Source organism: Phycisphaerae bacterium, assembly GCA_017999985.1.
Taxonomy (GTDB): domain Bacteria; phylum Planctomycetota; class Phycisphaerae; order UBA1845; family Fen-1342; genus JAGNKU01.
The window spans coordinates 135074-149090 of the sequence record JAGNKU010000006.1 but is presented as its reverse complement, the minus strand read 5'-3'; the positions used below and the strand labels follow the sequence as shown (position 1 = coordinate 149090).

General features: G+C 69.0%; 13 protein-coding genes. 11 read left to right on the top strand and 2 right to left on the bottom strand.

Annotation, left to right across the window (positions count from 1 at the left end; genetic code table 11):
- Positions 1-9 precede the first annotated feature (9 nt).
- Positions 10-975, top strand: coding sequence for a lysophospholipid acyltransferase family protein (locus tag KA383_09760; protein ID MBP7746411.1), 966 nt, complete (start codon positions 10-12; stop codon positions 973-975).
- Positions 976-1078: 103 nt separating this feature from the next.
- Here the strand turns inward: KA383_09760 and KA383_09755 are convergent, their stop codons facing one another.
- Together KA383_09755 and ggt are read right to left on the bottom strand one after the other, a co-directional pair.
- The gene (locus KA383_09755; GenBank protein ID MBP7746410.1) at positions 1079-1234 is read right to left on the bottom strand and encodes a hypothetical protein; all 156 of its coding nucleotides are present in this window, start codon (positions 1232-1234) and stop codon (positions 1079-1081) included.
- 180 nt (positions 1235-1414) lie between these two features.
- Entirely contained in the window at positions 1415-3130 is a 1716-nt protein-coding gene (ggt, locus tag KA383_09750; GenBank protein MBP7746409.1) for a gamma-glutamyltransferase, read from the bottom strand.
- Between the two features lie 187 nt (positions 3131-3317).
- On the opposite strand from ggt, the gene KA383_09745 reads away from it, so the two are divergent.
- The 10 genes from KA383_09745 to KA383_09700 all read left to right on the top strand — a co-directional run bounded on the left by KA383_09745 (position 3318) and on the right by KA383_09700 (position 13852).
- Positions 3318-4178 (top strand): pantoate--beta-alanine ligase, encoded by an 861-nt coding sequence (locus tag KA383_09745; protein MBP7746408.1) that lies wholly within the window; start codon positions 3318-3320, stop codon positions 4176-4178.
- A gap of 70 nt (positions 4179-4248) precedes the next feature.
- Positions 4249-5469, top strand: a complete 1221-nt coding sequence (locus KA383_09740; GenBank protein ID MBP7746407.1) for a prolipoprotein diacylglyceryl transferase — start codon at positions 4249-4251, stop codon at positions 5467-5469.
- Positions 5470-5531: 62 nt separating this feature from the next.
- On the top strand, positions 5532-5921 hold the full coding sequence (locus KA383_09735; protein ID MBP7746406.1) for a DUF1844 domain-containing protein: 390 nt from the start codon (positions 5532-5534) through the stop codon (positions 5919-5921).
- A gap of 68 nt (positions 5922-5989) precedes the next feature.
- Positions 5990-7084 (top strand): hypothetical protein, encoded by a 1095-nt coding sequence (locus KA383_09730; GenBank protein MBP7746405.1) that lies wholly within the window; start codon positions 5990-5992, stop codon positions 7082-7084.
- 57 nt (positions 7085-7141) lie between these two features.
- Positions 7142-7945, top strand: coding sequence for a MotA/TolQ/ExbB proton channel family protein (locus KA383_09725; GenBank protein MBP7746404.1), 804 nt, complete (start codon positions 7142-7144; stop codon positions 7943-7945).
- Positions 7946-7948: 3 nt separating this feature from the next.
- Positions 7949-8431 (top strand): biopolymer transporter ExbD, encoded by a 483-nt coding sequence (locus KA383_09720; GenBank protein MBP7746403.1) that lies wholly within the window; start codon positions 7949-7951, stop codon positions 8429-8431.
- Positions 8428-8907, top strand: a complete 480-nt coding sequence (locus tag KA383_09715; GenBank protein MBP7746402.1) for a biopolymer transporter ExbD — start codon at positions 8428-8430, stop codon at positions 8905-8907. Before KA383_09720 ends, KA383_09715 begins: the two co-directional genes overlap by 4 nt.
- The gene (locus KA383_09710; GenBank protein MBP7746401.1) at positions 8904-11588 is read left to right on the top strand and encodes a tetratricopeptide repeat protein; all 2685 of its coding nucleotides are present in this window, start codon (positions 8904-8906) and stop codon (positions 11586-11588) included. Before KA383_09715 ends, KA383_09710 begins: the two co-directional genes overlap by 4 nt.
- A gap of 668 nt (positions 11589-12256) precedes the next feature.
- Entirely contained in the window at positions 12257-13321 is a 1065-nt protein-coding gene (locus KA383_09705; GenBank protein MBP7746400.1) for a hypothetical protein, read from the top strand.
- A 147-nt stretch (positions 13322-13468) separates the two neighbouring features.
- The gene (locus tag KA383_09700) at positions 13469-13852 is read left to right on the top strand and encodes a nucleoside triphosphate pyrophosphohydrolase family protein (GenBank protein MBP7746399.1); all 384 of its coding nucleotides are present in this window, start codon (positions 13469-13471) and stop codon (positions 13850-13852) included.
- The last annotated feature ends 165 nt before the right edge of the window (positions 13853-14017 follow it).

Here is a 14017-nt window from a genome sequence, read left to right as displayed (position 1 = left end):
GCTCCCCGCATGCCCGCGCCCCGCTTCTGGCCCCACGTCCTCGTCCGCCTCGGCGACCTCCATCGCCGGCTGCTCGGCGTGTACTTCGCGCTGCTCGGGCCGCGCGCCGCGTACGCCGTCACCAGCTTCCTCGCGCGCATCCTCTATCGTCTGCTCACGCCGGTGCGCATCCGCAGCGAAGCCCAGTGCCGCGCGGCGCTCGCTGGGCGTGTCGCCGCCGCCGCCGTGCCGCGCATCGCCGAGCAGGCCTTCGTGCAGCGCGTCCTCAATCTCACCGACCTCCTTCTCGCCGAGCGCCTGCTCCACCCCGGCACATATGCCCGCTACGGCGGCCGCATCCCCGAGCCGCACCTCAGCGATCTGCTCGCCGCCCAGCGGCGTGGCCAGGCGGCGATCCTCGTGTCCGCGTACTTCGGCCCGTTCGATCTGCTGCCCGTGTTCCTCGGCTACAACGGCGTGCCGACCGCGGCCGTCTACCTCGCGCACGCGAACCCCGCGTTCGATGCGCACCGCCGGCGTATCCGGGCCCGCAGCGGCTGCGAGCTGGTCCCGGTCGAGCGGGCGTTGGAGCGGCTCCCGCAAGTGCTCGAGGCCGGCGGCACGATCGCGGTGATCGCGGACCATCACGCCGCCGCCCGCCGTGGGCTGCCCGTCACGTTCCTCGGCCTGCCGACGCGGGCGCTGCGCTCGGTTGGGCTGCTGGCCTGGCGCTACAGCGCGGACGTGGTCGTCGCCGGAATTCGCCGCACCGGCGTCTTTCAATTCGAGATCGACGTCGTCGACGTGATGAAGCAGCGCGACTGGGCGTCCGCGGCCGACCCGGTGGTCTACATCACGGAGCGTTACATCCGCGGCCTGGAGCGGCTCGTGCTGACCGACCCGACGCAGTACCTGTGGGGCTATGCACGGTGGGGGGAGGAATTCGCCCGGCAACTCATGGCTGAGGAGCCTGGATCGGGCGTTCCTCCGGCGTAGGACGGGGTGCGCGGCACGTCAATGCCGCGCGCGTAGTACGCTCATTCATGCCTCCCCCTGACGGAGGAGGCGCATCTGGCGGCGTCCCAGGACGGCGGCTGAATCAGCTTCGCCCGACCGAATCGGCGATCGCGGCCGCGAGGTTGATGCCAGCCCAGATGACGTCGCCGGTCCCTGCGACGGCCTGTTCCGTGAGCGGCATGCCGATCAGAAACGCGACGACGCCGGCGGCGTAGAGACGTAGTTTGCGGAGACTCATGCACGACTCCTTTCGTCCGTGTGCATCAGGATACACGCTCGGCAGGGGGGTGCAAGGCCAGCTTTGTGCCATTGCTCTTGAGCAGTGCGCCCGTTGGACCGCGCAGTCCGGTGTCGCCGCTGTGACGCCCAGCGCGCCGTCGGCCGACTGGGGCGTCGGCCGCTTCGCGCGCTGCCGCGATCACTTCGCCCCCGCCGGCCGACCGCCTTTGCGGACATCGCTCGCCCCGACCAGCGTGCCATCCGGCAGCACCTGGATCGCCTGCACGATCCCCGTCCGGCGTCGCGTACTGATCGTGTGGCCGGCACCTTTCAGCGTCTCGACGAGCGCCCCCGGCGGATCGCGGTCGAAATTGACCTCATCGGGCCGCCATTGATGATGAATCCGCACGGCGGTGAGTGCTTCGTCCAGCGGCAGCCGAAACTCGACGACGTTCAGCAGCACTTGCAGCACCGATGTGATGATCAGCGGCCCGCCGGACGCGCCCAGCACCAGCACCGGCTGGCCGTCCTTGAGCACGATCGTCGGCGACATGCACGACAGCGGCCGCTTGCCGGGCGCGACGGCGTTGCCCTCGCCCTGGATCAGGCCGAACAGGTTGGGCTTGCCGGGGTCGGTCGCGAAGTCGTCCATCTGGTTGTTCAAGACGATGCCATACGGGGCGGCGACGACGAACGAGCCGAAGTTGCCGTTGATCGTCTCGGTGAACGCGACCACGTTCCCGTTCTTGTCGATGATGCTGAAGTGCGAGGTGCCCTGGTCGTCCGGCAGTTGGGGGCTGCCGAAATCGTCGAGCTGCGTCGGGCATTGCTCGATGAGTTTCGCCGCGTACGCAGGACTGGTGAGGAGGGCGACCGGCACACGACAAAAGTCCGGGTCGCCGAGCCACCGCGCGCGGTCGGCGAAGCTGTGCTTCAGCGCGGTAACGAGCGCGGGCGGGTAGTTGTCATTACGCATGGCCGGCAGTCCGCCCGGGAAGTCGGCTGCAAAGGCACTCAGGATGTTGAGCGTTTCGATGATGCAGACGCCGCCAGACGAAGGCGGCGGCATGGCGATGATCTCATGGCCGTTGAACATGGCGTGCAGCGGCTCGCGCTCGCGCACGCGGTACGCCGCCAGGTCCTCGGTGGTCAGCACGCCGCCCGCGGCCTGGTTCGCCTTCACGAGCGCCGCGCCGAGCGGCCCTTCGTAGAACGCGTGCGGGCCGTCACTGGCCAATATCCGCAGCGCCTCCGCGAGGTCCGGCCGCTTCACGGTGTCGCCGTCCGCCGGTCCCTTGCCGCCCCCCAGCAGCGTGCGGTATAGCTCGGCGTGCTGCTCCTTCAACTGCGGCCACTTGTCGATGTCCTTCAGCGCCTTGCGGCACGCGCCTTCGTACGTGTCGTCCGCCCGGAAGCCCGTGTCCGCGAGCTTGCTGGCCGGCAGCACCAGGTCACGCCACGGTCGTGTCGCGTATCGCCGGTGAATCTCGGCCAGCCCCGCCACGAGCCCCGGCACGCCGGACGCGTTGCCGCCGTAGATGCTCGGCGGCGGCCCGTCGCCGGCTTCGGCGGCGAGCTGGGCGTAGCGTTCGCGCGTCGCGCCGGCGGGCGCGACCTCGCGGAAATCGAGCGCGACAAAACGCTTCTCCTTCGCGACGTACGCGACTAGGAACCCGCCGCCGCCGAGGCCGGTGCTTTGTGGGCGTGACACCGCGAGCGCACACGATGTGGCGATGGCGGCGTCAAACGCATTGCCGCCCTGGGTGAGCACGTCCGCCCCGATCTGCGACGCCTCGGTCGAGTCGCTCGCGACCATGCCCGTCTTGCTGCGCGCCACCCACGGCGGATCATCGGCGCGTGCGAGCGGCGAAAGCAGGGGAAGCATCAGACCGACGGTGATGAGGCGACGCAACATGACAGTCTCCTCGCAATTCGCACGGATTACTGCGTACCGCGCAGCATCATACCGAACTGCGGCACAACACTCCCCTTCCTCCCAGGGAGGCGGCAGGGGGAGGGTTGGGGGATCGATTCGCGCGCGTCGTTTGACCATCTGTGCTAGATCCTTGTACGCCCCACTCGCCGGGGTTCAAATGCGCGCCATGAAAGTCACCCACCACATTCCGACCACGCGCGCCGCTGTGGCGGCTGCGCGCCAAGCCGGCCGCACCATCGGCTTTGTGCCCACGATGGGCTATCTCCACGCCGGGCACCTGTCGCTCGTCGCCGCCGCCCGCCGCGACGGGCATTTCGTCGTCGCCAGCATCTTCGTTAACCCGATGCAGTTCGGCCCGCACGAGGACTTCGACCGCTATCCCCGCGACACCGCCGGCGACCTGCAACAGTGCCAGCAGGCTGGCGTCGAGCTCGTCTTCATGCCCGCCGTCGTCGACATGTACCGTCCGGACGCGACGACGACCGTTCACGTCGCCGGCCTCACGGAGACGCTCTGCGGGCCATGCCGCCCGGGCCACTTCGACGGCGTTGCGACGGTTGTGACGAAGCTGTTCAACATCGTCCAGCCGGACAGCGCATACTTCGGCCAGAAGGATGCCCAGCAGCTCGCGGTGATCCGCCGGATGACGCGCGACCTCGACCTGCCCGTGAAGATCATCGGCTGCCCGACCGTGCGTGAGCCGGACGGTCTCGCCATGAGCAGCCGCAACGCCATGCTGTCGCCGGACGAGCGCCAGCGCGCGATCGCGCTTCACCGTGCGCTCCGCGCCGCGCAGACGAGTATTCACGGCGGCCAGCGCGATCCGGCGGCCGTCGTAGACGAGATGCGCCGCACGATCGACGCCGTGCGCCCGGCCAAAGTCGATTACATCAGCGTGGTCGATCCGGAGACGATGCAGCCGGTGTCTCAGATCACGGGGCCGGTGTTGATCGCCCTCGCCGTGCGCATCGGCCACACGCGGCTGATCGACAACCTGACGGTGGACCCGGCCGGCTCGGCGCCGTAGGATGCGCGGTCACGCGATGGCGTGACGGCCTGGACCTGGATTTCCGCGGACTGAGAACGGTGCGACAGACATGATGCCTGTTGTATTCAAAGTGCCGGGGCTGGGGCTGGAAGTGCCCGGTTATGGGCTGATGCTCATGATCGGCTTCCTGTTGTCGATCTGGTGGGCGGCCCGGCGGGCGGAGCGTTCCGGGGCGAATCCCGACGTCGTGCTCAACTGCGGCTTCCTGGCCCTGCTGTGCGGCGTGGTCGGCGCCCGTTTCATGTACGTCGTCCACTACTGGGACCAGTTCAGTGGCGGGAACCTGCTGCAGATCATCCTCAAGATCATCGACGTGCGGCGCGGCGGCCTCGAAGTTTACGGCGGGTTCATTCTCGTCGTCGCGAGCGTGCTCGTGTACCTGTGGTGGGGCCGCCACTCGATCCGCTGGTACTTCGACATCGTGGCGCCCTCGGCCGCGCTGGGCATGGCCATCGGCCGGCTCGGCTGCTTCCTGAACGGCTGCTGCTGGGGCGGCGTGTGCGATCTGCCCTGGGCGGTGCGTTTCCCGTACGGCAGTGGCGCCCAAGTGCAGCAATGGAGCGACCGCGAGCCCGGCGCCGGCCTGCCGCAGGAACTCATGGTCTTCCCCCAGCACGGCCTCTATGCCGACGGAAGCAGCGCCTACGCCGTGACGCGCGAGAGTTTGCGGGCGACCGACGCCGAGCTCGCCGATGTGGCGCAGCGCTTGAAGGTCGCGACCGATCAGGCGAACGAGCTCAAGGCGCGGCTCGACCGCGCCACCGATGCCCGCGAGAAGGCGCAAATCCAGGCCGAGATGCAGAAACTCGATATCGGGTCACTCCGCTACGGCGACCTGCGCACGCAGATGAAACGTTACAACCTGACCGCAGCCGAGCTGCGCGATCTGGCCAAACAGCATCGCTCCCTGCCGGTGCATCCCACGCAGCTTTACTCGTTCATCACGCTCGGCCTGCTCGCGGCGCTACTGAGCGCGCTCTACTGGCGGCGCACCCGCGACGGACAGGTGATCTGCACGCTCCTGCTGATCGAGCCCTGGACCCGCTGGATCCTCGAAACCCTGCGAGCCGATAACCCCGTGGACACGCTCGGCGGCTTCACGATTTCGCAGTTCCTGGCCATCTGCCTCAGCGCCGTCGGCCTGCTCGGCCTGCTGCTCCTGCAGCGCCAGCCGCCCCGCTCGCCGCGCGCCCAGCGCTGGGAACCGCCGGATTCCCCCGCGCCCGCGACGAAGAAAGCCGGCGGTGCCCGGGCGGCCGGCCAGGCGTAATGTTGTCCGCCGCGCGGGCTGCGATTAGAATCCGCTGAACTAAAATCCGACCAGGGTGCTACATGCCGGATGAACAGAAGAAGATCATCGTTGACGACGACTGGAAAGCAGAAGCCAAGCGCGAAAAGGAGCGTCTGGCCAAGGAGCCGGAGCACACCGGGGCCTTGCCCGCGCCGAGCTTTGCCGAGCTGGTCAATATCATCGTGATGCAGGCCATGGCCGGGCTGGGCCTGTTGCCCGGGCCGGGGGGCGAGCGGTTCGCGCCGAATTTGGAAGTCGCGAAGCACTTCATCGACATGCTGCAAGTGCTCGACGACAAGACGCGCAACAACCTCACGCCGGAAGAGAAGAGCCTGCTGGACCAGGTGTTGTACGAGGCGCGGATGAGTTTCGTGCAGGTAGCCGGCGGTGGGGCGGCGCCCGGCAAGGTGCCTCCGCCGCCCGCCGGATGATCAGCGGCGCCGGCCACGGCCGTCGGGCCGCGGGCCGCGCACCGAGGGGGCAGGCGAGGGTCGCTGCGATGAGCGGGAGCCCCGGATCGTCGGGCTGGGATTCACGCACGGGTGACAATGCGCCCGCGGAATCGCCCGCCGACCGCGCGGCGCGCAACATCTATTTCCGCATCGCCATGCACCTCGGGCTGCCGGTCGGGTTGAGCCTGCTGGTCCACCTGCTGCTCGTGGTCTTCCTCGCCCTGAAGACCTTCGACGTCCTCTCGCGTCCTACCCCCGAGCTGGGTCCCTGGGAGGGCAGCGTGGTCGAGGCGGCCGACCTCAGCGATGCCTTCCAGTGGTCCGAAGAGCGCCTGCCCACCCCCGTGGACATTCCCGCCGAGGCGTCCATCGAGAGCCTCACCGCGCTGCCCGCTGTGCGGGCCCCTGATCTGAGCGACCTCGGTGCCGCCGCGCTGGGACGCGGCCCCGGCGACGGCGCGGGCCTCGGCCTCGGTGAAGGCCGCTTGAGCCTGCTCGGCACTGGCACCGGCGGCGCCGAGGCCGGTGCCGGTGGCTTTGGCGGCGGGCTCGGCGGCGGCGCGCGGCTCGGCCAAGCCGGCGTCTGGAGCCTCAACATCCGCGCCAACAAGATCGTCTACGTCGTCGACTTCTCCGGCTCGATCATCGTCGCTGTCGATGACCTCAAGCGCGAGCTGAAACGCTCCATCGGCCGCCTCCGGCCGACGCAGTCCTTCAATGTCATCATCTTCTACAGCTCGGGCGGCGGCACGGACGAACGCATTCGCACCGAGAGCTTCCGCGCGCGGCTCGAGCCCGCCGACGAGGCCACCCGCCGGGCATTTTTCGAGTGGATCGACCGCCAGGCGCCGATGGGCGTCACGCAGCCACTACAGGCCATAAAACGCGCCCTGGCCCTCGGGCCGGAGGCGATCTTCTTCTTCTCCGACGGTTACTTCGACGACGAGATCGTGACGGAGATCGAACGCGCCAATCGCGAAACACAAACGCGCATCTACTGTTTGGTCTTCGACGAGATCCTGCTGCAGGATACCAGCGGCCTGCCGCGCCGCGAGACCGAAGGTGCCCGCCGCCTGAAACGCGTCGCGGAAGCCAACCGCGGCCAGGTGAAGATCGTGACCGGCAAAGATCTGGCACGTTGACGGATCGGATGAGTCGTGCGGCCGACGTGGAACCCGGCCGCGCCGAGCGGAGTTGACATGCGAAGCACACTGGGACGCATCGGGATCGTGACACTCGCTGTGCTGCTGCTGACGAGCCTGCCGGCGTGGGCGCAGACCACCAGCGCCGGCGAGCCGCAAACCATGCTGAAGATCGTCCAGCGGGGGATCGAGGTCCCCACCTATTTCATCTTCGCCGGCTCGATCGTCGCCATCGCCCTGATCATCGAGCATTTCCTCGTGGTGCGCTGGGCCGCCGTCGCCCCCGCGCAGCAGCTTCGCAAGGCCAAGGAACAGATCGAAGCCCGCAACTTCCGCGAGTGCCTCGACAAGCTCAAGAAGAGCCAGACATTCTTCGCCCGTGTCATGGCCGCCGCGCTGCAGCACGCCCGCCACGGCTTCGACGCCATGCATGAAGCCGCGCTGGAAAAATCGGCCCAGCTCAGCGGCCGCATGTTCCGCAAGGCCGAGTACCTGAACGTCATCGGCAACCTGGGCCCGCTGCTCGGCCTGCTCGGCACCGTCTGGGGCATGATCCAGGCGTTCGCGAGCCTCGGCGCCGGTGGCGGTCAGGCCGATGCCGGCAGGCTCGCCGACGGCATCAGCCTCGCGCTGGTGAACACACTGCTCGGCCTGGCGCTGGCGATCCTCGGCATCGGCTTCTACGGCGTCTGCCGCAGCCGGATCGAGTCGCTCACCGTCGCCGCCACCGTCGAAGTGCTGGACCTGGTCGAGTATTTCCGGCCGGCGCCGGCCCCGGGGTCGCTCCGTCCTTCCGCGCCGTCCGTGCCGAAGGCTGCCACCGCCCCGCGCCCGGCCACCGACGCCCCGAACCCCGGTTGACCCATGTTCCGACCGCCCACGCCAGCTCGCATGACGCTCAACCTCGCGCCCATGGTGGACGTCATGATGTGCCTCATCATCTTCTTCCTCCTGGCCAGCCGCATGGTCGCGGCCGAGCACTACCCCGTTGATCTGCCTTGGGCGCTTGCCGCCCGCAACGTCGAATCCGCCGAGCTCGGCCCGCGCGCCACGATCACCGTGCGCCGCGCCAACGGCGGCGACGACGAGGCGGAATACGTCGTCGCGGACTGGGACGGCGAACGCATCGTGGAACGTGTGCTGCTGGCCGATGACATCCGGCGGCTGCTGACCGACCGCGCCGCCCGGGCCGAGCGTGGCAACCAGAAGCTGCGTTGCGTGATCCGCGCCGACCGCCAGGTCATGTACAAGCACGTCGAGGTCGTGCTGCGGGCGTGCGGCTTGGCGAAGGTCAGCGACGTTGTCTTCACCGCGAATGCCGGCCGGGACCCGGAGGAGCCGGAATGAAGCCCCGCGCCCCGGCCGCCGAGGTCGTCCCCAATCTCGCCCCCATGGTCGATGTGATCATGGTGCTACTGGTGTTCTTCCTGCTCGGCACGTCGCTCGATCTCGTCTCGCAGGGTGTGCTCCAGACCGAGCTCGACCCCAGCAGCGGGCCCGGTGCGGGCGCCGCGGTGGAGATCAAGCCGCTAGTGCGCATCGCGCTCGCCGATGTCGGGTCCGGCAGTGGTGCGATCATCTACGTGATGGACGAGCTGCTGGGCCAGGACGATTTCGAGAGCCTGCATCGCTTCCTGCTCGATCGCCGCCGCGCCGGGGCCGACCCGGAAAACCCGGTCGTCATCGGCGCCGAGACAACCGTGCGGTGGAAGTTCGTCGTTAAGGCGATGGACGCCGCCGTCCGCGCGGGCTTCACCAACGTGCAGTTCGCCGTCAGCTTCCGCGCCGGCAGCCTCAGCGATTCCGCGGCGGGCTCGCCATGAAGTCGCTCACCGTCGCAATTCCCCTCGTTCTGCTCCTCGCCGCCGGCACGCTCCGCGCCCAGGACGCCCAGCTCACCGGCGACATCGAACGCATGATCCGCGACGGCCTCGCCGAGCCTCTCGAAGCGCGCCTGCGCGGCGGCCGCACGCCGGAAGAGAAGCACCAGCTCGCGCAGGCCTACGCCAACAAGGCCCGCCGTACCCGTCAGCCCGCGGAACGCGTGGCGGCCTACACGGCTGCGGATCAGAAGTACCGCGCCTGGGTCGACGCGCTGGCCGAGCTGCCCCTCAGTGGCGACCTCGCGGGCACCGTGCGCCTGGCCGCCGCGCGGGCCGAGTACGGCAGCCTGCTGCTCTCAGGCCCCGTCGCGCTCGGCGTGGATGACCACGAGATCTCCGGTGGCCGCTGGGGTGACACCGCGGCGCTGCAAGGGTGGCTCAGCACCGCCCGGCAGCAATACGAAGCCGCAGCCCAGGCCCTCGCTCCGCTGGTCGACGAGGTGTCGGCGCGCGAGGAAGACCTGCTCGCCGCCGGCGTGTTTGACGCCTTGCTCCAGACCGATCTCGACGTCTCACTCAACCTCGGCTGGACCAACTACTACCTGGCCGTACTTGCCAAGGGCGAGGACGGGCAGCGCTTCGAGCGGCTCGCTGCCGCGCAGAAGCTCTTCCAGAAGCTGCTCGACAGCGGCCAGCTCGGCGGCATGGCCGCGCACTGCCGCATGGCGCTCGGCATGACCCAGCGCGAGCAGGGCCGGCTGCCCGAGGCGGAAAAGACTCTCGCGGCGGCGCTGGACGCCGATCCGAGCCCGGCCGTCGCGGCGCAGGTCCGCTACGAGTTGGCCCGCACGCAGCTCAAGGGCCGCAAGTTCGACGAGGCCCGCACGACGCTCCGCCCCTTGGTCGCGCAGGACCCGGACCGCCTCGCGCTCGAGCAAAACGCCGGCCGCTTCTACTTCAACCTCGCCCACCTGTGGGACGCGAACAGCTACCTGCTCGAGGCCGAGAGCGTGCGCGGCGAGGCGCGCGACGGCGTGGCCCGTACCGCGCTGTTGCAGAAAGCCCGCCGCCTGCGCGAGTCCGGACTGGCGAAGCTCAAGCGGCTCGCCCAGCGCGGCGACCCCTGGCCGACGCTGGTGCAGTTGTACGTCGCCGCCAGCGTCGATACGCAAACGCCGCTCCGCGAGCTCAGCGTCGTCGAGCTGCTCTACACCGCCGGGGCGCTCCTTGAAGCTCACAAATACGACGCCGCCCTGGAGCGTTTGCAGGAAGCCGCCGGTCGCACGGACACGGAAAAGGACCTTGCCGGCGACGTGCTGTTCGAGCTGGGCCGCTGCCGGCACCTGCTGAACGACACACGCGGCGCCGCGACCGCGTTTGCCCAGCTTGCCGCGGATCACCGTCAGCACGCCCGCGCTGCCCAGGCCGCCACCTTTGCCTACCAGCTCTGGGGCCAGCTCGCCGAGCAGTCCCATGCGGCCGGGGACTACTCCCGCCTGGCCGATACCCTCCGCAATCTGCTGGCCAGCTTCGCCGACCATCCGCAGCGCGCCGAGGCCGTGTGGCTCCTGCCGTGTGCCCTGCAACTCGCCGGGCGCTTCGACGAGGCCGCCGACGAGTTCGCAAAGCTGCCCGCCGATTCGCCGCACGCGGAAGAAGCCCAGTTTCGCCGCGTGCTCTGCCGCCGAAAAGCCGTGGAGGCCACGCGCGCGACACTAAGCGCCGACGAATATCGCGCCCGCGCCACCCAGGCCGCGACCGGCCTGCTGCGCTACGCCGACGAAGCCGCGGCCCGCGCCGGCGACGAACCCCTACGCTGGTCCGCCGAAGCCCGCCTCGCCGCCGCAGAACTGCTGCTTTCCACCGGCGTCGACGATGCGCGCGGGGCGCTGACGGCGTTGGAGAAATTCGACGACCGCGGGCCGGCGCATGCGCTGCTCGGGCGCGTGCTGGCGGTGCGGATTCGCGCCTATCGCGGGCTGCGCGACTATGGCGCCGCGTCGCGGATGTTGTCGCAATTTCTCCAGACCGCGGCGCCGGAAGAAATCGGTGCCACGCTCGCGGGCCTCGCGCTGGGCATGCAAAGCGAAGTCGAACGGCTGCTGGCGGAGGGTGCCGACGGGCCGGCCCGCGAATTGGCCCAGGACGCCATCGCCACCTTCGACGAGTTGGCCAAGTGGGTCCACGCCGACGCCAGCCGGTCGGCGAGCGAGGAGCCCGTCCTCGCCGGCCGCGCGCGGATGCTCTATCTCGCCGGCCAGTTCGAGCCGGCGGAAGCGGCGGTGCGCGATCTGCTCCAGCGCGCCCCGCGCAACGGCAATTACCAGTACTTGCAGGCGCAGGTGCTGACGGCGCGCCTGGCCGCCGACGCGCCGCCCGACGCATTGACCGCCGCGCAGGAAGCCTGGGCCGCGCTGCTCAGCGACCCGGCGATTCGCCGGCGTGCCCCGGAGCGTTACTGGGAGGCGCGTTACAACTGGCTCGCGCTGGCTCTGCGTCTGGGCCGCGCGGCCGAAGTGGACAGTGCGATCACGCAGGAGCGCATCTGGCGCCCGGAACTCGGCGGCACTCCGTGGCGTGAGAAGCTGGAAGCCCTGCTCCGCGCAGCCCGCACCGCGCAAGGCCTGCCGCCCGACTCGCAGCCCGCCACACAAAGCCAGGCTGCGACGAACGGGGGCTGACCCGCGCCTGCCACCGACAGCAGGGCAGGCCTCCGTACACGCCCGAGCACCGGTAGGGCAGGCCTCCGGGCCTGCTACCAGTCGTCGCGCCTGCCACCGGCCTCCATGCCACCGGTCCCCGCGCCGGACGTGGGTTTCTGTGGCTTCGCCGGCGCCGACGCGCGCCCCACTTCTCCAACGGGCGTTCCGGTGATTGGGAGGGCGAGGCTCGCGCCAGGCCGCACCACTCGCCGGCTCAATCTTGACAAACGCTCTCTGTAGCGCGATTGGCTGTCCCAGCCACCCTTGCCGAACTTTCGCAGATCAGCGACCGGAACCGCTTGGCGGGGCCGTGAGGGACAATTCGACCCCGTAGGTCTGCACTACAAAACGGGGGGTGCGCGGTTCAGCTTGGTGGGTCAGCGGCCGGCAGGTCGACTTGGCCGGCCCAGATCCGCAGCGGCGGCTGGGGCGGCAGCGTCAACCGCGACCCTACGTCTGGACCGCGAGTGCCAACCTGTTCCTGAAGAAGATCGAAGGACTTTGTACACGAATCAATTAGACACTACACTAGCGGGCGAAGGGAGCGCGGGTTCGAGAAACGGGATTCCGCGTGTGCGGGGCATCGACGGCGAGCAACGGAGCCGCAACCGAGTCCCCGGCCGCACGCCAACGAGGGAGAGCGGATCATGAAGCATCATCGGATGGGGTCGCGTCTTTGGGTGGGCAGCGGGCTGATGGTCGCGCTGCTGGCGTTGTGCCTGGGTGTGGGGCTGGTCGAGGACGCTGCGCCCGCCGAGCAGCCGGCCGCGGATGTCGCCCGGTTTGACGATCCGGCCGATGCGGTGGAGCCAGTGGCCGACGAGGACGACGACACGTGGCTACCGGCGATGGACCGTAGTCCATCCATCTACAGCAACAGCGGCGACCCGGACGACCCGTTCATGCTGACACTGGTTGGCGGTGCCTGCTCGGGAAGGGATGCCTCCGAAGTGCAGACCACGCTCGGACTGCAGGCGGCGGGGTTCAACTGCGTCGCGACCATACCGAACACCGTGGCGGACGATTTCGTCGTGCCCGCCGGCAAGACGTGGACGATTGACCAGGTCGTCTTCTACATGTATCGCACGAACGCCACCACGCCGAACATTGACACGGTCAAGCTGCGGCTGCAGACGGAGAATCCGCTCGGCGGCACGGTGCCGGCGCTGATGCCCTACACGCCGGCGAACACGATGACGATGGTTTACAAGCCGGACGACAGCGACCCGGCCAACTGCAATCGGCGCGTGCAGCAGTGCATCGTCACGCTGGACACGCCGTACGTGGCGGCCGCGGGGACGCACTACCTGATCTGGCAGGCGAGCGGGCCGGGCACTGCCTCGGGTCCGTGGGTGCCGCCGATCGTAGTGCCGGGCGCGGTGCAGAAGCCGGGGGCGAACGCGCTGCAGGCGATGAACAGCTCGGGTGGCGTATTCAACCTGTTGAAGGACCCGGGCCCGGCGCACTATCAGCAGGATCTCGTATTCGTGCTGCGCGGCACGGTGCAGAGTGCGGTGGGCGACCTGGATTGCGACGGCACGGTGGGCTTTGGCGACATCAACCCGTTCGTGCTGTATCTGGCGAACTATCCCGTGTGGGAAGCCACGTATGTCGGCTGCCCGCCGGCGAATGGCGACATCGACGGCGACGGCAACTACCCGTCGTTCGGCGATATCAATCCGTTCGTGACGCTGCTGACGAACCTGCCGTAGAATACCCGTTCACACTCCCCTCCCTCGCAGGGAGGGGCCGGGGGAGGGTTGAGGCGGTTGGCGTCTCACCCCCTCCCTTCCCTCCCCTGAAAGCGGGAGGGGGCTAGATGGCAAACCGCGCCGCACCACTGGCGCAGAGGAATCTCGATGGGCCCTGAACAGAAGCTGGTGCACGACTTTCATACCAAGTACGACCTGCCGCGCGCTGCGTCGCCGACGATGCCGACGCCGAAGGACCGCATGCGGCGGGCACGGCTGATTGTGAGCGAGGCAGCGGAGTTCCTCGAGGCGGCCGACCAGAGCAACTTCGTCGAAATGGTCGATGCGCTGGCGGACATCCTCGTCGTCACGTACGGGACCGCGGTCGAGATGGGCGTCGACCTGGAGCCAGTCTTCGCCGAGGTGCACCGGTCGAACATGTCCAAGAACGGTGGGCGCGACGCAGGCGGCAAGGTGCTGAAGGGCCCGGCCTTCTCGCCGCCGGACATCCTGCGCGAGCTGCGCAAGCAGGGCTACACGCCGGCGGATTGAGCGCGGGTGGGCACGTCGTTTGGGTCCCGACGCTCTGGACGGTCAGACATGCCAGGCATGTTGGGTCTTATGCGACAGGCGCGCGGACCAATCGCGAGATGGCTTGGCGTCATACCGCGTGGCACGCAGGTTGACCCTGCGTGCTTCCCAGACGACGAGTACCCG